This is a genomic window from Cupriavidus lacunae (genome assembly GCF_003353055.1).
Taxonomy (GTDB): domain Bacteria; phylum Pseudomonadota; class Gammaproteobacteria; order Burkholderiales; family Burkholderiaceae; genus Cupriavidus; species Cupriavidus lacunae.
Genome location: NZ_QKWJ01000069.1, coordinates 1 through 20445, shown reverse-complemented (window position 1 = coordinate 20445; position 20445 = coordinate 1). Strand labels below are relative to the sequence as shown.

The 20445-nt window shown below is 64.4% G+C and carries 17 protein-coding genes; 6 read left to right on the top strand and 11 right to left on the bottom strand.

Annotated elements, in window-relative coordinates; translation table 11 throughout:
- Positions 1–7: 7 nt before the first annotated feature.
- From DN412_RS32765 to DN412_RS32740, 6 genes are all read right to left on the bottom strand, one after another.
- Complete coding sequence (locus DN412_RS32765; protein WP_115215382.1) at positions 8–1870, bottom strand: type II and III secretion system protein family protein; 1863 nt, start codon at positions 1868–1870, stop codon at positions 8–10.
- Positions 1871–1944: 74 nt separating this feature from the next.
- Positions 1945–2784 carry a Flp pilus assembly protein CpaB gene (gene cpaB, locus DN412_RS32760; RefSeq protein WP_115215381.1) on the bottom strand — a complete coding sequence of 280 codons (840 nt, stop codon included), beginning with the start codon at positions 2782–2784 and terminating at the stop codon, positions 1945–1947.
- 44 nt (positions 2785–2828) lie between these two features.
- Positions 2829–4247 (bottom strand): ATP-binding protein, encoded by a 1419-nt coding sequence (locus tag DN412_RS32755; protein ID WP_115215380.1) that lies wholly within the window; start codon positions 4245–4247, stop codon positions 2829–2831.
- Between the two features lie 75 nt (positions 4248–4322).
- Entirely contained in the window at positions 4323–4856 is a 534-nt protein-coding gene (locus tag DN412_RS32750; RefSeq protein ID WP_115215379.1) for an A24 family peptidase, read from the bottom strand.
- A gap of 50 nt (positions 4857–4906) precedes the next feature.
- Positions 4907–5080, bottom strand: coding sequence for a Flp family type IVb pilin (locus DN412_RS32745; protein ID WP_115215399.1), 174 nt, complete (start codon positions 5078–5080; stop codon positions 4907–4909).
- Between the two features lie 88 nt (positions 5081–5168).
- Positions 5169–5354 carry a Flp family type IVb pilin gene (locus DN412_RS32740; RefSeq protein WP_115215378.1) on the bottom strand — a complete coding sequence of 62 codons (186 nt, stop codon included), beginning with the start codon at positions 5352–5354 and terminating at the stop codon, positions 5169–5171.
- Between the two features lie 127 nt (positions 5355–5481).
- Here DN412_RS32740 and DN412_RS43585 point away from each other — a divergent pair, with 127 nt between their 5' ends.
- The 3 genes from DN412_RS43585 (at position 5482) to DN412_RS32725 (ending at position 9145) form a co-directional block, all read left to right on the top strand.
- Positions 5482–5667: a hypothetical protein gene (locus DN412_RS43585; protein WP_115215377.1), complete on the top strand. Its 186-nt coding sequence runs from the start codon at positions 5482–5484 to the stop codon at positions 5665–5667.
- 880 nt (positions 5668–6547) lie between these two features.
- A complete protein-coding gene (locus tag DN412_RS32730; protein ID WP_115215376.1) occupies positions 6548–7828 on the top strand; it encodes a glycosyltransferase family 87 protein in 1281 nt (426 codons plus the stop codon).
- Positions 7829–8122: 294 nt separating this feature from the next.
- The gene (locus DN412_RS32725; protein ID WP_115215375.1) at positions 8123–9145 is read left to right on the top strand and encodes a glycosyltransferase family 2 protein; all 1023 of its coding nucleotides are present in this window, start codon (positions 8123–8125) and stop codon (positions 9143–9145) included.
- A gap of 26 nt (positions 9146–9171) precedes the next feature.
- Here DN412_RS32725 and DN412_RS32720 read toward each other — a convergent pair whose 3' ends face one another.
- The 4 genes from DN412_RS32720 to DN412_RS32705 all read right to left on the bottom strand — a co-directional run bounded on the left by DN412_RS32720 (position 9172) and on the right by DN412_RS32705 (position 13834).
- The gene (locus DN412_RS32720) at positions 9172–9561 is read right to left on the bottom strand and encodes a GtrA family protein (protein ID WP_115215374.1); all 390 of its coding nucleotides are present in this window, start codon (positions 9559–9561) and stop codon (positions 9172–9174) included.
- A complete protein-coding gene (locus tag DN412_RS32715) occupies positions 9558–10292 on the bottom strand; it encodes a class I SAM-dependent methyltransferase (protein ID WP_115215373.1) in 735 nt (244 codons plus the stop codon). The genes DN412_RS32720 and DN412_RS32715 overlap by 4 nt, the downstream gene beginning before the upstream one ends.
- Before the next feature lie 26 nt (positions 10293–10318).
- On the bottom strand, positions 10319–11695 hold the full coding sequence (locus DN412_RS32710; RefSeq protein WP_115215372.1) for a sigma-54 dependent transcriptional regulator: 1377 nt from the start codon (positions 11693–11695) through the stop codon (positions 10319–10321).
- 1170 nt (positions 11696–12865) lie between these two features.
- On the bottom strand, positions 12866–13834 hold the full coding sequence (locus DN412_RS32705; protein ID WP_115215371.1) for a LysR substrate-binding domain-containing protein: 969 nt from the start codon (positions 13832–13834) through the stop codon (positions 12866–12868).
- Between the two features lie 432 nt (positions 13835–14266).
- Here DN412_RS32705 and DN412_RS32700 point away from each other — a divergent pair, with 432 nt between their 5' ends.
- The 3 genes from DN412_RS32700 (at position 14267) to DN412_RS32690 (ending at position 19214) form a co-directional block, all read left to right on the top strand.
- Positions 14267–15163 (top strand): phosphatase PAP2 family protein, encoded by an 897-nt coding sequence (locus DN412_RS32700; protein WP_244222875.1) that lies wholly within the window; start codon positions 14267–14269, stop codon positions 15161–15163.
- A gap of 68 nt (positions 15164–15231) precedes the next feature.
- Complete coding sequence (locus DN412_RS32695; protein ID WP_115215369.1) at positions 15232–17532, top strand: spermine/spermidine synthase domain-containing protein; 2301 nt, start codon at positions 15232–15234, stop codon at positions 17530–17532.
- 413 nt (positions 17533–17945) lie between these two features.
- The gene (locus DN412_RS32690; protein ID WP_115215368.1) at positions 17946–19214 is read left to right on the top strand and encodes an MFS transporter; all 1269 of its coding nucleotides are present in this window, start codon (positions 17946–17948) and stop codon (positions 19212–19214) included.
- A 70-nt stretch (positions 19215–19284) separates the two neighbouring features.
- Here DN412_RS32690 and DN412_RS32685 read toward each other — a convergent pair whose 3' ends face one another.
- Positions 19285–19785, bottom strand: a complete 501-nt coding sequence (locus tag DN412_RS32685; protein ID WP_341868087.1) for a methyltransferase family protein — start codon at positions 19783–19785, stop codon at positions 19285–19287.
- Positions 19786–20445 lie beyond the last annotated feature (660 nt).

Sequence of the window (20445 nt, the reverse complement as noted above, 5' to 3'; positions counted from 1 at the left end):
CGGCGGATCAGTTGCCGCCCGAGGCATTGCGGCCGGCCGTGCCTGCTGCCCTGGCCTGGGCCAGGCGGGCGGCGGTGGCTTCGATGCGGGCGATGCGCGCGGCGCTGTCATCAGCCGGCGGCGTGGCCGCGGTGCTGCGGTCGGGCGGCGGCGCTGGCAGGGCAGGGCGCGCGCTCGCCGCGGCGGCTGGCTCCAGTGCGGCCGGCGCGGGCTCATCCAGCGGCTTGCCCGTGGGCACGGCCGAGACCGAGGTGCCGGGCGTGCTTTCGCTGCGCGGTGCAGGTGGCGGCGAGGCAGGCGCCGCGGCTGGTGCGGCAGGCTGCGACGGCGCCGGCTGCTGAGGAAGCTTGCCGTTGCCTTCCATATTGCCCATGAAGTAGAGGGACAGCGGGTTGGGCGTGGAGAAGCTGTCGGTCGGCAGCGGATAGTTGTTGGTCTGCATCGGCTTGACCAGGCGCGGCGTGATGATGAACACCAGTTCGGTCAGGTCCTGCTGGTACTGCGTGCTGCGGAACAGCGTGCCCAGCACCGGCACTTCGCCGGCGCCTGGCAGCGCCTTGAGCGAGCCGCGCGCGCTGTCCGTCAGCAGGCCGCCGATGGCGAAGCTTTCGCCATCGCGCATCTGCACAGTGGTGGAGGCACGGCGGGTGGTGATCACAGGCAGCACGCTCTGTCCTGCCAGGGTGCCGCCGCTTACGGTGGCGCCGGTGGGCGACAGCTCGGACACTTCCGGGGCTACCTTCAGGTGAATGCGGCCGTTGGCCAGCACCGTGGGCGTGAACTTCAGCCCCACGCCGAACTCTTCCTCCTGCAGCGTGACGGTGCCGGCACCGTTCAGCACATTGGCCTGTGCCACCGGGATATAGATCTTGCCGCCGGCGAGGAAGCTGGCTTCCTGGCCGCTGATCGTGACCAGGTTCGGCTCGGCCAGGATCTTGACCAGGCTGTCGTTCTTCTGCGCGTCGATGGCGACGTTGAAAGGCCGGTTGTTGGCCTTGTTGGCGAAGAACGCTGCCGAGGCGCCGGTCAGCAGCGACGTCACCAGCCCGCCGCTCCAGGAGCCGAAGCCGCCTTGCAGGTTCACGGCGGAGCCGAGCTGGTTCAGCAGCGTCTTGGAGACCTCTGCCACCTTCACTTCCAGCATGACCTGTTGCGGTGTGTCTACCGACATCATGTTCAGCACATTACCCTTCTTGCTGGCGTCGCCACCCTGCGCCGTACCCTGCGCCGCGTTGGCGTAGGCCTGGGCGATGTCCATGGCCTGTAGTGCTGCCTGTGCGTTGGTGACGCTGCCGGTGAGCACCAGGTTGTCGGCGGCGGTCATGACGCGGATGCCGGGCTCGCCGGGCAGTAGTTGCCCGAGCGAGGTCTGCAGGCCGCCCGCATCGGCATTGACCACCACGTTGATGATGCTGCAGCTGCCGCTGCGACCCTGCACGATCATGTTGGTGGTGCCCACCGCACGGCCCAGCACGTAGAGCGTCTGCGGCGACACCATGGTGGCCTGCACGACGTTGGGGTTGCCCAGCGTGCGGTTGCGCACCGGCTCATGCAGCGTGATCAACTGCGATTTTCCGACCGCTACCATCACGCTGGATTCACTCCGGATCGCGCCGGTACAGTTCGGGCCGCGTGCCTCCGCGGATGTCACGGGCGGAGCGGACGCGACCGGCGCGATCCCTGCGGGTGTCATGCTGATGGTCATCTGCATGGGGCCCTGAGGCGCCTTGGCTGCAGCCGGCGCGGTTGCCTTGGTCAGGTTTCCCGCCTCAATGGCGGTCTGCGCGGCGGCGGCCAGCGGTGTGCAGAGGATGGCGGCCAGCACCAGGATGCGGGTGCCGCCTGTGGCTTCGGATCGTTTCTGGTTCATTTTGATCTCCCCCCGGAGAGGCTGTGTTGCAGCTGTTGCAGCTCAGAATTCGTTGATTGCCATGTCACGCGTATTCAGAAACATTCGACACCGCCCTGCATGCCGGCGAGCACGCCGATGCAATTGCCGGAGTGCGTCGGCGCGGCAATCGTTCGGGTCCTCACCACGGTGCGCGTCGCCGTCTGGGTGACTACCTTGACGGGAACTTCGGGCATCTTGCCGAGCAGCGTGCCCTTGGTGGCGCCGCCGGTATTGATGTCGGCCACATCCATCTGGTTGCGCAGCACCAGCGACAGGGTGCCGACGCTGCGGGCCACGTCCAGCTTCTCGGCCTGCTCTGGCGTGACTTCCAGCGTCACCGCATTGACTACCTTGGGCTGGGTGTCGTCGCGGCTGACCTGCTGCGCCACCGCCAGCACCAGGATCTTCTCGAGGACGATCTTCGAGATGCTGCCGCTTTGCGAACTCTTGGCTTCATCATTGGTATTGACGATCACGTCGACGTAGTTGCCCGGCAGCGCGAATCCGGCTACGCCGACCACGTCATTGACGCGTACTGTAATGGCACGCTTGCCGTCGTTGATCACCGCGGACAGACCACCCTTGGTGCCCACCGGCGCCAGCTTGGCGTCGAGGACGGGTTCGCCGCGCTGCAGGCTCGTGCGCACGACGCGGCCTTCCAGCACCTTCAGGTCCTCGAACGCGCCCGGCGGCACGCTACCCGCGGGCCAGCTGACCAGCCGCAGCTGGCTCCCGTTGAGCGGTTGCCCGAGGTTCAGGTCGTTCGCGGCGACGACCACCTGTTTCACCGAACTGGACGATTGCTGGATCAGCCACCGCGATGCCGATACCACTGCCGCCACGCCGGCGACCAGGGCAATCAGCAGCATCAGGATTGCACGTGTGTTTTTCATGATGACTCTCCCCCTACAGTTGTCCGATGATTTGGTGGTGCAGTTCAGCTTGCGGCGCGATGGTCATCCGACCATCGATAGCCCGCGGCAGGCGGTGGCATGGCGTCGGCCGAGGCGCGCAGTCCGTAGTAGCTCTGCCATGCGGATACCAGGCCCGCCTCCGTAACCTGTGCGGCATGGCCGTGGTAGCGCACGCCGGAGTCCACCAGGCGCAGCAGGTCGCGCGGGATGCAGGCCAGCAGCGGCGTGTCGCTGGTGTAGTGGAGGCTGTCGACCAGGAAGTCGAAAATCGCGTCCGTGCTGGTCAGCCCGAATTCAGCGGCGGTACGTTGGTAGACTTCGCGGTAGTCGTCGATGGAAAGCGGGCCTACGTAGAGCTTGCTGCCAAGGCGGCGCAGGAAGGCGTCATCTTCGAGCGCAGAAGGTTCGAGGTTCGTGGAGAACACAGGCCATACATCGAACGGCACTGCGAAGCGCACGCCGGTCTGCAGCGTGAACATGTCGATGCCGCGGTCCAGCGGCACGATCCAGCGGTTCAGCAGTTCGGAAACACCCACCATCTGCCGGCCCAGGTCGTCGACGATATAGATGCCATTGTTGGCCTTCATGTGCGGGGGCGCCTGGTAGAAGCCGGACGCGCGGTCATAGCGCAGGTCCAGCATGGACAGCGTGAGTTCCCCGCCGGACAGTACCACCGGGCGATGGCACAGGACCCAGCGGCGGTCGAGCGAGCGGCGCGCCAGCGACGCTTCGTTGTCGTCGAAGGGAACATGCACGAGCGGATCGAAGACCTGGACGATCTCTCCGGCCACGGTAATGGCATGCGGCACCGGTACTGCACCGGGCAACAGTGTGCCCAGGCGTTGCGCCAGGTAGGTCTTGCCGCTGCCAGCCGGGCCATAAATCATCAGCGCGCGGCATGTATTGAGTGCCATGCCGATCGCGTCCAGCAGGTGGACCGGGATCACCAGGTCGTGAAAGGCCGCGGTGACGTCCGCCTTGGTCACCGACGCATGGTTGACCGAGTGGTGCTTGACGGCATCGAGATAGGCATCCAGCGTGACCGGTGCAGCGCCGGTATAGCTGCAGCGCGCGGAAGATTCGGCCGCGCGCGCATAGCCGGCATCGGTAAGGCGGAAGCGCACATCCAGGTCGCTGGCGCCGCGGTGCGCAATCTCCAGCAACCGCTCGCGCACCGCCACGGAGGCGATCTCATTGACCACCGTAGCGGGCAGCTTGAGCGTTTCTGTCAGCACTGCCAGCGTCACGGTGCGGTGCAGATAGGCAGCCTTCATCAACAGGCCAAGCAGTTGCGCGATCTCCAGGCCGGTGTCGGCGATGGTGCGCGGCAGCACGTGCCAGGGTGGCGGCGGCAGTGTGCCATGTTCGATATTGGCACTTCTGCCGGTCGCGACGGGCTCGAGGAGCCGTGGGGCATGACCTGTATCGTGATGCTCGTTCATTGCCGTTCCCCGGTTGCTGGTCTGCGAGTTCATTTCAGGGCGCCCGCCGCTGCAGGCGCGGTTGTCTGGGCCGCTTCACGTGCTCGCAAAGAGCATGGCCAGCGTGCCTGCGGCGATGGCAACGCCGTAGGGCATGGAGCCAGCGGATGCCTTGGCTTCGGCTTGCACGGGCCCGGCGCCATGCTGAATGGCCGTGTTCAGCAACATGTGGCCGACTCTCGACAGCGTCGCGCGCATCTGTCCTGTGACGAGAAGCAGTGCCAGCGCCCAGACACCGCCGATCAGCCAGGTTGCAAGCGCGATCTTGGGCACCATGCCTGCGCCAAGCCAGGCGCCCACGGCTGCCATCAGCTTGACGTCGCCCGCAGCCATGCCGCGCAGAAAGTAGAAGGGCAGGAACATCGCCAGGCCAGCCACCCAGCCATAGAGCCATGCGAGCGATCCTGCGGCGATTCCGTGGATGGCTACCTGCATGGGCAGGGCCACGACCCATGCGCTGACAGTCAGCCAGTTCGGAATGCGACGCCGGTCCAGGTCAATGGCCGCGGCGGTCGACACGATGCCGATTGTGATGGGGCCGACTAAGGTCGCGAGAGTAGCGGATTGCATGGTGATAGGTCGGTAAGTTTGGATGGCAGCGAATCCCTTGGTCCGATGCATCAGGGCATCTTGGAGGCGATTAACTCGTACATGGACTTCACGCTATCGCCGACCGCGGAGACGGCGCCGATAATGGCTATTGCGATCAGCACGCCGAGCAACGCGTATTCGATGGACGTGACGCCCGCGTCGTCGTGCAATAGATCCGTAATGAGGGTGAGAAGCTTTTCCATCTGGCGCTCCCGGTAGCCACAGTGCTGCTTTGAGCGTAGTGCGGCCCGCATGGCTGGCCTGTCGTGGACAGCCATGCGGGCGCGCCGACTAGGTATTGGCGGACGTAAGCGCGCTGCCAATCTTGCTGAACACGCTGTTCAATTGCGTGCCGACGATCTGGACCGACGCGATAATGACGATTGCAATCAGGGCAGCAATCAGGCCATATTCAATGGCCGTTACCCCCTCTTCGTCGCGCAGGAATTGCTTGAGCATGGTGGTCAGGGTTTGCATGACAATCTCCTATTTCGGGAACAAGTACTCGGTACTACAGGACAGCGGAACCACGGTAAGGGGACGCTGGCATGGCACGTCAATGCCAGGGGCCGCGCGAGCACGGCGGCGCGCAGATGGCACATGCATGGAACGGCCAGCGGCCAGGGCCGCCGCGCGCACCTTGAGGGCTGCGCGCCTGCAGCCGGCGTTCTGCCGAGGCGTGCATGCATCGCGCCGCGTGTTGCGCATGCTTGGCGCGGGCCATGCAACGGAACGGCGCGCTGCTGCCCAGGCGGGCGGTGGCAGCGTGGCGGACCTGCAAGTGCGGTAACGCCGGTTGGCGGACGGCAGGCATGGTGAAGCTCCCCGTATATTTCTTTTGGTGCCGGCCAACTGCGCCGGCATTGCGGCAACCCGATGCTGATGGCGATGCAGCGTGCCATGACATAGGCAAACCCCGGGCCAGCCGGCGTGAAACCGTTGTCCCACAAGGCTTTCCAGCAAGCGCGGTGGGATCGGTGCCGGGCTCGTCAGCGCGGCGGCGGCGTTTTGACCCCGCTTCGTTGCCAGCCGGAAACGCGCGCCGCACAAGTCAATTTGGATGACGCAACCGATGGACTAGGGCGCGCCCCGGCGCGCCGCTCGCAACCGCCCGGGATGGCGCGCTTCTTTCAGCCAAAAGCATGAGCCGGCGAGGTGGGCCGGATGCAACGCATACGGCGGTTGGACGACTCAATTGGTCTTCTCGGTGGATCGTTGCTGCATGGGGCCGCCTGATGGATGAGGACGCGGCGCCGCGGTTCAGCGTTTCCGAATAGAAACATCGTGGCTGCCCGGTAGCGCCTGCGCGGTCGCCAGAGAATGGCTCAGGATCCTCGCTACCCCTTGTGAGATCGGCGGTTCCCGGCAAACCGGATCGCATGATTCAGGATGGAAACGTTGTGGACAGACGGGCTGCCTGACGCTGAGAAGGCGCGCGCCCCGGCCTATCCGTTGACTTGCGTTCCGTCGCATGCGCGACAACACTGAGCCTGGAGGTTGGCTGTTGGCGACGCTCGCAGGCGCAGATTGTGGCAACTACCGGCGCAATAACGAACGGGGCGAGTCATGAGTCGACGATGCATGCATGTAGGCAGGCACGGGGCATGCGGCGAAGGCCAGGATGGGGCAGCCGGCGTCCGCCCCGAATGTGAGTCTCCGGAGCCAACGACATGGCCTTTCAGAACATAACCGACAGCAAGCCACCGTTTGGCGCGCCAGACGGGCACTGGCTCGACGCGGGCCGCCTGCGGTTGTATACGTGCGCAGCGCTGATCTGCTACGTGTCGTTTTTTGGAATCTGGATGTTTCGTGCCTGGGTACTGATCGTCCCGGGGCTGATCCAGCCGGGAGCAGACTTTGTCGTCTTCTGGAGCGCGGCGAGCGTGGCGCTCGAGCATGGTGCGGCCGCTCCATACAGCTATGACTTGCTGCAGGCCAAAGAGATCTCGATCATGCCTGACCTTGCGGTCGGCGGTGGCATGCTGCCGTGGTTTTATCCGCCTACATTCCTGCTGCCCCTGCTGCCACTTGGCTTGCTGCCTTACGGAGGCGCCGCCTTTGTATTCCTGCTGGGTGGAGTCAGCTGGTATGGGTGGGCAATGCGCCGGACGTTGCCGTGGCGCGGCGCGTGGATTGCGGCACTGGGATTCCCGGGGGTCGCCGTAGTCGTTGCGACGGGACAGAACGCACTTTGGCTGGCCGGCACCGCCGGCCTGGCGCTGACGCTCCTGCACCGACGTCCGATGGTAGCCGGGTTGCTGCTCGGACTTGTTACGGTCAAGCCACACCTCGCGATCATGTTCCCGCTTGCCTTGTTCTGTGCCGGCGAGTGGCGCGTGTTGCTGGGGCTGGTTGCGAGCGCGACGGCATTGGCGGTGCTGTCGCTGGTGTGCTTCGGTGTCGAGCCGTTCCTGGCATTCCTGAATGCAACGGCCGTCGCGCGCATGGCAGTCGAGGACGGTGCGGCAATGCTGGTGCGGATGCCCACGATGTTTGCGGCCACCAAGCTGCTGCTCGGAGGTGTCACCGTGCCTTATGTCGTGCACGCGATATTCGCTTGCGCGGCGGTGGCCTCGGTGATCTACGCATGGTCACGTCCCTGCAGCTTTGCACTCCGAGCGGCGGTGCTGTGTACTGCAATGCTGCTGGTCCCTCCCTACTTGTACGACTACGACCTGGCTTTTCTGGGTATTGCCATTGCGTGGTTGGGCATTCATGCCTATCGCCACGGGTGGCTGGCTGGCGAGCGTGAGTTGCTGGTGATGTTGTGGCTGCTGCCTCTGTATGGGCTGTTGGCGGGAGAGTGGGTCGGGATACAGCTGATGCCGCTCGGACTGATACTGGCGCTGGCGCTTGCCGTCTGGCGCATCCGGTTGGAACGGACAGGCAAGGCATTTGCAGAACATGACACCAGGGATCCCGGCCGCAGGCTGGCGGTGCCTCAGGATTAAGAAGGAGGGGGATCGATGAACGTGGACCGGAATCCGGAAGCTGCACCGGTTCAGTGATGTCGCGGCATTGACTGGGGTAGACCCGTCAGGGGCTGCTGAGTTGCCGTTCCGGCATTTCCACGGTCGCCATGAGTCTGCTACAGCGCTCGCGTGCGAAATGCGTGGCTCCGGCCCCCAGTGTTGACAGCAGAGCTACGGTGGGAGCTATCCGATAGTCGCGCCGGGCCCAAGAAAAGGCGCATGAAAGCGCAATCATGACGGCGTGCACAGGCCACGCCGTCTCGGGAGGGGATCATGTCGGGTCCATACGATGTCAGGCTGCTTTCTTTGGTTGTACCTTGCTACAACGAGTCGGAAGGCATCAGCAAGTTCTTCGACTGTGTCATTCCGGTGCTCGAATCCATCGATGCGATCCGCTTCGAGATCGTGCTGGTCAATGACGGCAGCTCGGACGACACGCTGGACCAGCTCATTGCCTATTCGCACCGGGACGCGCGCGTGCGGGTGGTTGACCTGACGCGGAATTTCGGCAAGGAAGCGGCCCTGACGGCCGGGCTCGACGAGGCCCTGGGCGACGCGGTGATTCCCATCGACGCAGACTTGCAGGATCCGCCCTCGCTGATCCCCGAACTGGTCAGGCGCTGGCGTGAAGGGGCAGAGGTGGTGCTGGCGCAGCGCAGCAGCCGCGCCTGCGATTCCTGGCTCAAGCGTGTGACCGCGGGCGCCTACTACCGCATTCATAACAAGCTGTCCGACCAGAAGCTGCCGGTGAACGTGGGGGATTTCCGCCTGATGGACCGTGTGGTGATCAACGCGCTCAAGCAGATGCCGGAGCGCCGCCGCTTCATGAAGGGCTTGTTTGCGTGGGTGGGTTACCGGACCGTGATCGTTCGCTATGAACGCGAAGCGCGCAGCGCGGGGCACTCCAAGTTTTCGGGCTGGCGCTTGTGGAACTTCGCGCTCGAGGGCATTACCAGCTTCAGCACCATGCCATTGCGCAGCTGGACCTATATCGGGGTCGCGATCGCGCTGGGCGCATTTGGCTACGGCACCTTTATCGTGGCGCGTACCCTGGTCCTGGGGATCGATGTCCCCGGCTACGCGTCACTGTTGTCGGTACTGCTGTTCCTGGGCGGCATCCAGCTGATCGGGCTGGGGGTGGTCGGCGAATATGTCGGCCGCATCTATGATGAAGCCAAGGGACGGCCGATCTACCTGGTACGGCGCCGTTATCAGGAAACCGGCCAGGACCGGCTGATCGCTGCCGGAAGGCGTGTGATCCGGATCGACCGAGGGCGTGTGAACAGTGGTCGCTGATGCGTATGCCCGGCCTGGCCGCGGGACTATTCCCGGTACGTCCAGGCCCTGTGCGCAAGATAGGTGAAGGCCGGCACGATCAGCACGACGCAGGCCAGTCCGGCCCAATAGCTGGCCCCCAGCGTTTGGGCCGTCCATGAAATGCACATGGTCACCCCCAGCCCAAGCAGCGATACCCCGGCAAAGCGGCCCAGGGTCCGATTGCGCAGCCGCGACGAGAAGCTCCACAAGGTGTTGAGAAGATAAGAGCAGGCCGTGGCACACAGGAAGGCCACGCAGTTTGCCGTGACCGGCGAGGTCGCCAGCGTGGTCACCAGCGTCGCGGTGATGCCGACGTGTACGCCGGTCGAGGTGGCACCCGACACCAGGAATCGTGTGAATCTGCGAAGCTCGGGTGCGGTGCCGCCGGCGTTCACGATGCGCGCAGGATGGCCATCAGGGAAATGCCGAACGGCAGCGAGCCGCGTGCCAGCCAGTGGCGTTCCGTGCTGAACAGGCGATGCAGTGCGCGGTTGACTGGTCCGGGCGGAAGGCCCGCTCCAGTTGCCTTCCGGCTGCCGCTCAGCCTATCGCTGATGCGTGCGGCTACCGCTAGCGGGAACAGCAACGTATTGAAGTATGACATCCGTTCCACGCGCATGCCGCAGCGGCTTGCCAGCGCATGCAGCGACCGCTTGCTATAGCGGCGCTGGTGATGCAGGAAGACGTCGTGCGCGCTCCATAGCCACTGGTAGGCAGGCACAGTGATGAGTACCGCTCCGCCAGCTCTCAGCAGCCTTGCCGCGCAGTCCAGCGAGCCGGCGTCGTCGGCGATATGTTCCAGGCAGTCGAGCAGGCAGACCAGGTCGAAACTGTGCTCAGGAAACGGCATGTCGTCGGGGCACTTGCCACTGCGGATGTCGTAGGCGTCCAGGGTCTTCTCGCGTGCCAGCCGCAGGGCGGTGCCGTCCATTTCCACTGCACTGACCTTGCCGAACTGCGACAGCATCGCCAGGTTGCCGCCAGTGCCCGCGCCGATCTCCAGGATGGATGCGTGGCGCGGCAACGCCAGCCCGGACAGGATCGTGGCGACGATTTCGCGCCGGCCCCGGAACCACCAGTGGGTGGCTTCGGTGTCGGCCATTTCAATATATGCGTCAGGCGACATCGCTTGGTTCCTCCGCCATGGATGTTCTAGCCCTGCACGCAGATCAACCCCAGGTCCCCCTTCTTCACCTGCAGCTTGTAATCCCGCATCAACCTGAACAGCGTCACCCGCGAGATCCCCAGTTCCGCCGCCACATCGATCAGCCGTTCATGATGCCGCTGCAGCGCCTCGACGATGGCGGTCTGTTCGGCCGCTTCGCGGATAGCGGCAAGCGTGAGCGGGCGGTCATCGGCGGGTGTGGTCAGTTCCAGGTCGTCTGGCTGGATCACGCCGCCTTCGCACATGGCGGCGGCGTGACGGATGCGGTTGATCAGTTCCCGCACATTGCCGGGCCAGCTATGCAGCTGGATCGCGCGTAGCGCCATCGGCGAGAAGCCGCGAATGCGTGCCGGCGATTGCTTGCGCACGCTGTCCAGCACGTGTTCGGCGATCAGCAGGATGTCGCTGCCGCGTTCGCGCAGCGGTGGCTGGCGTACGCGCAGCACGCACAGGCGGTGGTAGAGGTCGCCGCGGAAGCGTTCGGCTGCGATCGCGGCTTCCAGGTCGACATGGGTGGCGGAGATGATCCGCACATTCACCTCCACCGATTCCGTGCCGCCCAGCCGCTCGATGCGGCCGGTTTCCAGGAAACGCAGCAGGCTGGTCTGGCTCTCGATCGGCATGTCGCCGATTTCATCGAGAAACAGCGTGCCGCCCTGTGCCATCTCGATGCGGCCGGGCTTGCGCTTGGTGGCGCCGGTGAAGGCGCCGCGCTCATAGCCGAACAGTTCGGACATCAGCAGCGTGGGCGGGATCGCCGCGCAGTTGACCGCGACGAAGGGGCGCGAGGCCCGTTCCGAGGCGCGGTGGACGGCCTGGGCGGCGAGTTCCTTGCCGGTGCCGGATTCGCCCGAGATCAGCACCGGCGTATCCCAGCGCGACACCTTTTCGATGCCGCGGAACAGCGACTGCATGGCAGGGCAGCTGCCGATCATGCCGTCGGGGCGCGCGGTGCCGGGGCGGGCCTGTTGCGTGCCCGGGCGCAGCTGTGCCATGCCCAGCGCGTGGCCGAGCGCCTCTGCCAGGCGTGGGTGTTCGACCGGAGCCGTGTAATAGTCGACGAAGTACAGGCCGAGCAGCCGGCGTGCCGACTCGGTCAGGGCATCGTGGCCTGCGACGATGCCGATCCAGCCGACATGGGGCTGCGCAAGCCAGGGCTCGAACGCTTCCAGTTCGGCGTCGCTGAAGCCGCATTGCAGGTCCAGCAACGCGGCAAGCGGCTGGTTGCCCGGTTGCAGGGCCTGGAGGTCCTGCGGATTCGACGCGAAGCTGATTTTCCAGCCGCGCTGTGCGAACAGGCGGCATAGCGTGGCGTCATGGTGCTGCGACAGGTACAGCAGCGGGCGGTTGGCGTACGCGCTCATGATATTTCCCCGGATTATTGTTTTTCGGAGCTGGCGACGATGCTGCCGGTCGCTGGCTTCGTTGGCTCTAAGGCTTGCGCCAGCCGCATCGTGACGATGCCGCGCCCGGCGCGATCCCCAATTCCTGATGCTTCACCCCGTTCTTATCCGGACGCGCCGGCATGCCGGTACGGCCGCTTGTTGTCTGCGTGCCCCCAGCATGGCTGGCGTGCCGCAGGATCCAGGCTTCACGGGCCGCTCGCTTGAGCTCGCGGCCCGTGTCCCTGAATGACCTCCGTTGATCTTGTCGGCGATGACATCATGGTTGCCGCCGATGCGGGCCAGGTCCTGCCGCGTGGCCCCGCGCTTGCAGCGCCAGTCCGAATCCGCCCTGGGTCGCGGGGTCGTCCTGAAACTGATCCTGGGCGAACGCGTGCCAGTGTGTTTGCCGCTTCGGTTTCAGCTGACCCTTCTGTGCCGGGCTTCTGTTCGCGGAGACATATGTGCGACGAACGTGCCAGAACGGACTAAGTCGTTGATAAGCAAGGCAAAGCGATTTATCTGTCGCGCTTGGGAAGGGGCCGGGCGATGAATAACGTTCCGCTTTTGATACGCCCGGCGGCATTTCTATGCTGCATTGCAAAATTCCCTGCCACGGGAAAGTGGTGCATGGGGCATAAGAAAGCAACGATGCGTGCCGGACAAGCTACCTGGTGGCGGTCCGTGCCCATCCGAAGGAGGGAGTGCGGGATTTCAAACGCGGGGGCGGCAGGGCTCCGATGCTGCACGCGAGGGCACCCCAAAGGAGTTTCAATTCCGTTACAAGCATTTGAAGCCCATACATCTTCCGCAGACATCGAAAGGCGTGACCGGCCTCAGCCTTTTGGTGCCGCGCGCATCGTGGCAGTGGCGGCGGGATGGAGATAATCGTCGCGTTGACAAGCCTTCGCACGAACTGGGGTTGGGCTGCCTCACCCGATTCTCATCTTTAAGGATGGGACCGGCAGTTTTTTCAATGCCGCTGGCACGCTGTGCCAGTTGGTTGCATTTGTGAAACTCCGGGCGGAAATGCCCGGTCGCCGGACACCTGAGACTCAGAGGACCATGCGGATGCAGCAGGTTGGCAAGCCACTGATTTTGCTGGCCAGACGAAAATGATTCGTATTGCCAACATCGACGCGCCAATCAATTTCATGAATGAAACTGCCCGGCATTGTTGCCGTCGGCAGGGCTTGCTTGCGTGGCCTCCTGCCGCACCTGTTCCTGCAACCAGCCGTGGAACTGCTGGATGGCCTTTTCGCGCGGGTTGCCTTCGCGCCACGTGACCCAGTAGTGCAGGCTCGACGGGATGCGGGTGGGTCCGATCTGCACCAGCTGGCCGTTGGCAAGATAGTCGTGCGCCAGTTGCGCGCGCGCCGTGGCTACGCCCAGCCCGGCCACGGCGGACTGCAGCATCAGGCCGGCGTCCTGGAAGATCGGACCGCGCTCGGGCTCGTCGCCGGGCAGGCCGGCGGCTTCAAGCCAGTCGCGCCAGGGGCGCAGGGCAAAGCGCAGCATCGGCATGCGCGGCACGTCGGCCAGCGTAAAGCCGGGGTAGCGCGCCAGCAGCGCCGGGCTGGCCACCGCGATCACGTGGTCTTCGATCAGGTTGTGGCACTCGAAGCCCGGCAGGTCGATGCGCTGGTGCCAGATGCCCACGTCCACGCTGTACGGGTCGGGCGGCGAGATTTCCGCGTGCAGCCGCAGGTGCAGGTCCAGCGACGGCACCTGAGCGTGCAGGCTGGGCAGGCGCCGGATCAGCCAGGCGTTGGCCAGGTCGGCCATCACGCTGACCTGCAGCCTGATCACCGGCGGCCCGGCGCTGTTGCCGGCTTCGCGCAGTGCGCTTTCGATGCCGTCGAGCGCGCCTCGCACCTGTTCGGCCAGCCGCGCGCCCACGCTGGTGGGGGTCATCTGGCTGCCGGTGCGCTGGAACAGCTTGGTGCCCAGGCTGGTCTCCAGCGCGCGGATATGGTGGCTGATGGCGCTGTGGGTCAGGGCCAGTTCTTCGGCCGCCCGGGAGAAGCTGCGATGGCGCGTAGCGGCCTCGAGCGCACGCAGCGCTTGCAGCGGCGGCAGGTGGACGGGGCGTCGGGCGGGTTTGGCGGGGGATTTGGCCATGGCCGTCGAATTCTACTCACAATTGCGGTGGGCATCTTTCGTTGGCTTTGCCATGTCAGGGGGAAGCCTATGCAGGCCATATGACGACCACGACTTCAAACTTGTTTTCCGCGCCCCCGCAAGCGTGACCCGCAGCCAGTGCTGCAGTAGGCGGCCTATGGCGCGATTGGCTCGAGGTGCATCCTGACCTATACGGGTGCCGGCGCGCCCGACGGCAAGGAGAACAGCACCTGGTCCCTTAGGCCTTAAGGTTGATCCGCCCAAAGGACGATCCCCGTTACGCACGCCGGACAGTATCTTGCCCATATTAGCTTTGCCTGGCGACGACGCATAGCGAACTGCCGCCAGGTCGTGCCGGGGGGCGACAAAATGACAACGGGGACTCGGGTCTTCACCCGTGGAGATGCGCTTAGATGGGGAGTGGTATTGCTCGTGCTGGCGCTCGACGGAGCCTGGCTCGCCGCGAGCGAGCGCTCCGTGACCGCGGCTAGCCTGGGTGGTAGTTGCCTTGGCGTGGCCATGCTGGCTGCGATCGCCACGGCCCTGAGCCTGATTGCCTCCCATCCACGTATTACCGCAACGTCGCGTGGCTTGCACTATCGGCGTCTGGCCCTGGTGGCGCACTGTGGCGCGCTGCTGGTCGCCTTTACCAATGTCATGAGCGTCATGTCATATCTGCTGGTGACACTAGCGCCGCCGCTGGTGGACGGCAGACTGGCGGCACTTGATCGGATGCTGGGCTTTGACTGGCCGCAGGTTTACGCCTGGGTGCGCGCCCACCCGGGTATTGGTCTCATCCTGAAGCTTGCTTACATGAGCGGACTGGCTCAGCTGGTGCTCATTCCCATGCTGACCGGTTTGCTCGGGCAGGCCACGTATCTGCGCGAGTTCATTGCGAACCTGATGCTGTCGTGCGTGCTGCTGTTGCTGATCGCCGCCCCTTGGCCGGCGGCCGGCGCGTATGTCAGCTATGGTCTGGCCAGCCCGGGCGAGCTGGCCACGGTCGCGCACTTCGGCCAACTGCGCGACGGCACCATGCACGTGTTCGACCTGGGCGATATGCAGGGTCTTGTTTCGCTGCCGTCCTACCACACCGCGCTAGCCTTGATCTTCGTCCGGTCGATGCGCTGGACACGGGTCGGCTTCGTCGTTGCTTGCGTGCTGAATGGTCTGATGATTCTTTCCACGCCGACAGAGGGAGGTCATTACCTGGTGGATGTGGTCGCAGGTGTGGGGCTATGGGCGTTGACCGCAGGCATGCTGCATGCATTTGCCGGCAGGCGCATGCCGGCGTTAGCCGGGCGGGCGGCACCGACACAGCTAGCTTGAGAGAGCGGCCGCGCTGCGAGAGCGTTGGCCGGCAGGCAACGATCAGAATAACTTCCGGGGGGAAGGTCATGGAACCAGGCAATCCAATCGATGCCGCCATGCCGGCGGGAGCCCAAAAGGCGTATGGTCGGCCCAACGCAGGGGCGGAAAACCAAGAACTGCGCTGGAGGCGCACCCTCTGCGTGCTTTTCTTCTTCTCTGGCTTCCCGGCGCTGATCTACCAACTGGTTTGGCAGCGCGCGCTGTTCCGCATTCTTGGCGTCAATATCGAGTCGGTGACGATTGTGGTTACCGCCTTCATGCTTGGGCTTGGCCTTGGCAGCCTTGCGGGGGGATTGCTGTCGAGGCGGCGCGGCTTGGCGCTGCTTCCGCTGCTGGCTGTAATCGAGCTCCTCACCGGCACGTTCGGTGTGGTGTCACTCGGCATTTTCGACCGGGTCGGTACGCTGGCGCTTGGCTTGCCCTTGGGTGTGACAGCGGCCGTGACGCTGGCATTGGTGCTGGTGCCGACCCTGCTGATGGGCGCCACCCTCCCGGTGCTGGTCGGCCACCTGGCGCCGCGTTCTGGCAACGTTGGCAATTCGGTGGGGCTGCTTTACTACGTCAACACCTTGGGGGCAGGCGCTGCCTGCCTGCTCTGCGCGGTTGTGCTGTTTCCCTTCCTTGGCATGCAAGGGGCGGTACATGTGGCGGTGGCGTTGAACGTTGTGGTTGCGCTAGGGGCACTGCTGACGCACTGGCGGGAAGGCAAGGGCAGCCGTGTCAGCCCGGAGCGGGCCGCGGCTCCACCGACCACCGCACCGGCGTTGAGGTTTTTCGTAGTCTTGGTGCTGGCCTGTATCGGCGGAGCGATTTCGCTGTCGTATGAGATCTTCTTCTTCCGCACGGTTTCCTATGCGTCGGGCAGCAGCGCCTTCGCCTTTGCCGCAATCCTGGGCGCGTTCCTGGTAGGCATCGCCTCCGGCTCGCGCCAGGCAGGGGAATGGTGTGACGGCACGATTGAGCACGGCATGCGGCGCTTGGCGGGCGCGCTGCTCAAAGCCAACCTTGTGGGCTTGCTGTTCTTGCCCGTGCTGGCGCACTTCCCGCTTCCTGGTGGCGTGCTGCTTGGTACCTTGCTGCTAATGGTGTTTCTGGTGGCGAGCTGCTGGGGAACGCTGCTACCCTGCCTGGCCCATTGGGGCGTCGCGGCCGACGGTCATGCCGGCATGCGTACCGCGCTGCTGTATCTCGCCAATATCATTGGCTCGGCCACGGGCAGCATCGTGACCGGCTTCGTGCTGATGGAGCAACTAGGCCTGGTCAGCATTGCCGTGGTGCTGGTGGGCGCTGGGGTGGCGTGCTCCCTGTTGCTGGACGCTTGCTTGCCCCTGCCGCCGCGCCTGAAGCGCTGGCACGGCAGAGCTGCCTGCGCAGTGGGCGTGTTGGCCGTGGTGGCGCTGCCCGCGCTTAGCGGGACTGTGCTGGAAACACTGTTATGGAAGGGGGCGTCCGATGCCAAGGGGCCCTTTGCGCAAGTAATCGAAAATCGCAGCGGCATCATCACGGTTGACCAGGATGGCGCCGTGTACGGCGGTGGCATGTACGACGGCCGCTTCAACGTGGATCTATTGCATGACACCAACGGCATCCTGCGGCCCTACGCCTTGAACCTGTTCCATCGCCACCCGCGCGACGTGCTGATGATCGGCCTCTCTTCGGGCTCGTGGGCGCAGGTGATCGCCAATAATCCGGAGGTGCGCTCGCTTACCATTGTCGAGATCAATCCGGGCTATGTGGAATTGATTGCGCGCAATCCGGAGGTGGCCTCGGTACTGACCAATCCCAAGGTGGCCATCGTCGTCGACGACGGCCGTCGCTGGCTTCGCCTGCATCCCGAACGTCGCTTCGATGCCATCGTTTCCAATACCACCTGGCATTTCCGGGCCAATGCCACCAATCTGCTGTCAGTGGAGTTTCTGCAACTGGCCGATCACCACCTGAAGCCGAGCGGCATTCTCTACTACAACACCACTGACTCGGAACGGGTCCAACGTACGGCATGCCTGGCGTTTCCCTACGGGGTGCGTTTCAGCAATCATATGGTGGTGTCGCACGCCCCGCTGGCCTGGGACTTTGAGCACTGGCGGCGCACGCTGGAAGCCTATCGCATCGACGGCCGGCCGATTCTGGACGCGCGCCGGCGGCAGGACCGTGTGCTGGCGGATAGCCTGAATACCGTGTGGCAATCCATTGAGCACGGTGGCGGATCGGGGAGCGCCGATGCCATGGAAGCTTGCCCGCGCATTCTGGCCCGCACTGCTGAGCTGACGCCGATCACCGACGACAATATGGGTACCGAATGGCGTCAGCTGATCCGGCTTGACTGAACGCCGCTCAGCCAGCTACAGCACAATCGGCCGATCATCCAACTCGTTCGGTTTGGGCCCACCATCTGCCAGAAAATGCATCGCCAGCAACGGGTGGATCGTCTCGATCCGCCGCCAGTGCTGGTTTTACCGAAAGTTCCTGCGCCGGCCCATGCGCCAGTTCATCGCATAGCGCCTGCCAGGTCGCTGGTTAGACACGTGCGTTGATGCCGCCGTTGGCCAGGTCAGCCATCACGCAAGTTGCGATGGCGTGTAGCGGCCTCGAGCGCACGCAGCGCTTGCAGCGGCAGGTGGGCGGGGGTGCCGGGCGGGTTTGGCGGGGGATTTGGCCGTGGCCGTCAAATTCTACTCACAATTGCGGTGGGTATCTTTCGTTGGCTTTGCCATGTCAGGAGGAAGACAATGCAAGCCATATGACGACTACGACTTCAAACTTGTCTTCCGCGCCCCCGCAAGCGCGACCCGCAGCCAGTACTGGTGCCGACGCCCGCTGGCACGTGCTGGCGGTGTTTGCGCTGGGCTTCCTGGTTTCCTATCTGTTCCGCGGTGTCAACCTGGGCTTCGCGTCCCACCTGACGCGCGAACTCGGGCTCAATGCCGCCGACCTGGGCCTGCTCACCAGTTTCTACTTCCTTGGCTTTGCCTGTGCCCAGTTGCCGGCGGGCATCCTGCTGGACCGCTACGGTCCGCGCCGCACTGAGGCGGGGATGCTCCTGGTGGCCGTGGCCGGCTCGCTGGTGTTCGCGCTGGCGCCCGGCATGGCCGGGTTGGCCGCCGGCCGGCTGCTGATCGGCGTGGGCGTGTCGGTGTGCCTGGGTGCCGCCATCCAGGCGCTGTCGATGTGGTTCCCACTGTCGCGTATGCCGCTGCTCAACGGCGTGGTGATGGCGATCGGCGGGCTGGGCGCGGTGCTGGTCGGGACGCCGCTGTCGTGGCTGCTGTCATTGACGGACTGGCGCACGATCAGCATCGGTCTGGCCTGTGTGTCGCTGGCGATGGCGGCGCTGCTGTGGTTCGGCGTGCCAGACAAGCCGCGCGTCGGCAAGGAAAGCCTGCGCGAACAACTGCGTGGCACGCGCCAGATCCTGGCCAGCGAGCGCTTCTGGCGCGTGGTACCGCTGACGCTGCTCAACCAGGGCGTGTTTCTGGCGGTGCAGACGCTGTGGGTGGGTGCCTTCCTCCGTGACGTGCAAGGTTTTGATCCGGCCGGCAGCGCTCAGCTGGTGTCGGTGATCGGCTTTGCCATGATGGCCGGCTGCGTCGGCTCGGGTTGGGCCGCGCGCCACCTGGAGCGCATGGGGGTCAGCCTTTACGCGTTTGCCGGCACCGGCATGATCGCCTTTATCGTGATCCAGCTGCTGCTGATGGCGCAGGTTCCGCTACCGCCGGTGCTGCTGTGGGCGGCCTACGGCATGTTTGGCTCCTGCGGCATCCTCACTTATGCGGTGCTGGCGCGCAGCTTCCCGGATGCGCTGATCGGCCGGGCGACGACAGCGCTGACGCTGACCGTGTTCCTGTCGACCTTTGCTTGTCAGGTCGGCGTGGGACTGGTGCTGGACCTGTGGCCCGCCACTGCCGGACATTATCCGAAGGCCGCGCACCTGACGGCGTGGGGCGGACTGGTGGTGCTGCAGGCGCTTGCGGCGGTGTGGTACCTGATGGGGGCGCGCCGCCCCCGTTGACGACGGCTGGCGGTCTTCAGCCTCTTTCGCATCGAGCCAAAAATCGCGGTCCTGTGGATGGGCGGAAACCTCAATAAAGGCCAGGCAGTACGCGGTACCGCACTTTTTCGCGATAGCGACGGTATTCGGGATCGTCAGACAGCAGCTTTTCTTCCCGATAGATCCGCACATACTGCAGCAAGTACAGCCCGGCGCAGACAAGCAGGTTTTGCAGCCCGAAATTTGTGAGCAGGAAGCCGACGTCGGCGATGACGTACCCCAGGTAGATCGGATGCCGCACGAATCGGTAAGCCCCGTGCGACACGATGCCGCGATTGGCAGGCAGTATCCCGAACGAGAAGCGGAGCGTGAGCTTTGCATAGATCTGCCAGGCGAGCCCTGCAGCTTGCAGGCCAGCGCCAAATATTTCCGGTACGAGGTGATTCCCTGGCGCCAGCTGAATGGCAAGGAAATAGTACGAAGCGCCTAACGAGCAGATGACGGTGACCGGATTCCAGTCTCGTTTCTTTGGAACCCGGACAAACAGAGAAAGCCCGAGGGTCAGGCAATGTGCCAGCACCAGTAGCAGCAAGGTGAATCGCGTTGGGTCAGCGAGCCATTGCCGGATTGCCACGTATGCGAACCCTGCAAGCAGTATGGCGGTGGTACTTCTGAGGCCAGCCTCCACGAGGAGTTCTCGAAGGTCTATTCTGGTCGCAGGGCTGGGGCTGCACTGGTCCCTATACGCTTGGTATTCTTGCATGGCTTCCCCTCGTCTCAGCGGAATCTGGGCGCTCCGCCTCGCTGGCTTTAGTGCAGCTGTTAACCAAGGGTAGCCCGCGCGCGCCAGGCGCCATATCGGGCAGAAGTATGTTTCGCCAGTGAAAACTGCTTAGTCCTTTTAGCGCTGAGCAACCGGGTGGGAGCGATGCCAGGCCGGGCGGACGGAGGGTCCAGGGATCGCCGTCCGGGCCCTGACAAAGAGTCCAGGCGCGGTCGATCGCCCTCCGGCCGTCACATCGATCGCCATTGCGATTGGACCAATCCCGACGATGTGAAGAGACCCCTAGTGTCCTGAATCGCAAGTTCGTTGCATAAGTCTGCCGATAAGCTGCACGATCCGTCGTCACGAATGCTCGCAAGGCTCCAGCCTTGCTGCGCTTCGCTCCTAGGCTCGCGCACCTTCTCGACAGACTTATTTCTGCAACGAACTTCCGACTCAGGACACTGATATGTATTGACCCTGTCAAGT

Excerpts from the sequence above, each read along its gene's own strand:
- DN412_RS32765 (WP_115215382.1), bottom strand. The coding sequence starts at position 1,870 with ATGAACCAGAAACGATCCGAAGCCACAGGCGGCACCCGCATCCTGGTG.
- cpaB (WP_115215381.1), bottom strand. The coding sequence starts at position 2,784 with ATGAAAAACACACGTGCAATCCTGATGCTGCTGATTGCCCTGGTCGCC.
- DN412_RS32755 (WP_115215380.1), bottom strand. The coding sequence starts at position 4,247 with ATGAACGAGCATCACGATACAGGTCATGCCCCACGGCTCCTCGAGCCC.
- DN412_RS32750 (WP_115215379.1), bottom strand. The coding sequence starts at position 4,856 with ATGCAATCCGCTACTCTCGCGACCTTAGTCGGCCCCATCACAATCGGC.
- DN412_RS32745 (WP_115215399.1), bottom strand. The coding sequence starts at position 5,080 with ATGGAAAAGCTTCTCACCCTCATTACGGATCTATTGCACGACGACGCG.
- DN412_RS32740 (WP_115215378.1), bottom strand. The coding sequence starts at position 5,354 with ATGCAAACCCTGACCACCATGCTCAAGCAATTCCTGCGCGACGAAGAG.
- DN412_RS43585 (WP_115215377.1), top strand. The coding sequence starts at position 5,482 with ATGGAACGGCCAGCGGCCAGGGCCGCCGCGCGCACCTTGAGGGCTGCG.
- DN412_RS32730 (WP_115215376.1), top strand. The coding sequence starts at position 6,548 with ATGGCCTTTCAGAACATAACCGACAGCAAGCCACCGTTTGGCGCGCCA.
- DN412_RS32725 (WP_115215375.1), top strand. The coding sequence starts at position 8,123 with ATGTCGGGTCCATACGATGTCAGGCTGCTTTCTTTGGTTGTACCTTGC.
- DN412_RS32715 (WP_115215373.1), bottom strand. The coding sequence starts at position 10,292 with ATGTCGCCTGACGCATATATTGAAATGGCCGACACCGAAGCCACCCAC.
- DN412_RS32710 (WP_115215372.1), bottom strand. The coding sequence starts at position 11,695 with ATGAGCGCGTACGCCAACCGCCCGCTGCTGTACCTGTCGCAGCACCAT.
- DN412_RS32705 (WP_115215371.1), bottom strand. The coding sequence starts at position 13,834 with ATGGCCAAATCCCCCGCCAAACCCGCCCGACGCCCCGTCCACCTGCCG.
- DN412_RS32695 (WP_115215369.1), top strand. The coding sequence starts at position 15,232 with ATGGAACCAGGCAATCCAATCGATGCCGCCATGCCGGCGGGAGCCCAA.
- DN412_RS32690 (WP_115215368.1), top strand. The coding sequence starts at position 17,946 with ATGACGACTACGACTTCAAACTTGTCTTCCGCGCCCCCGCAAGCGCGA.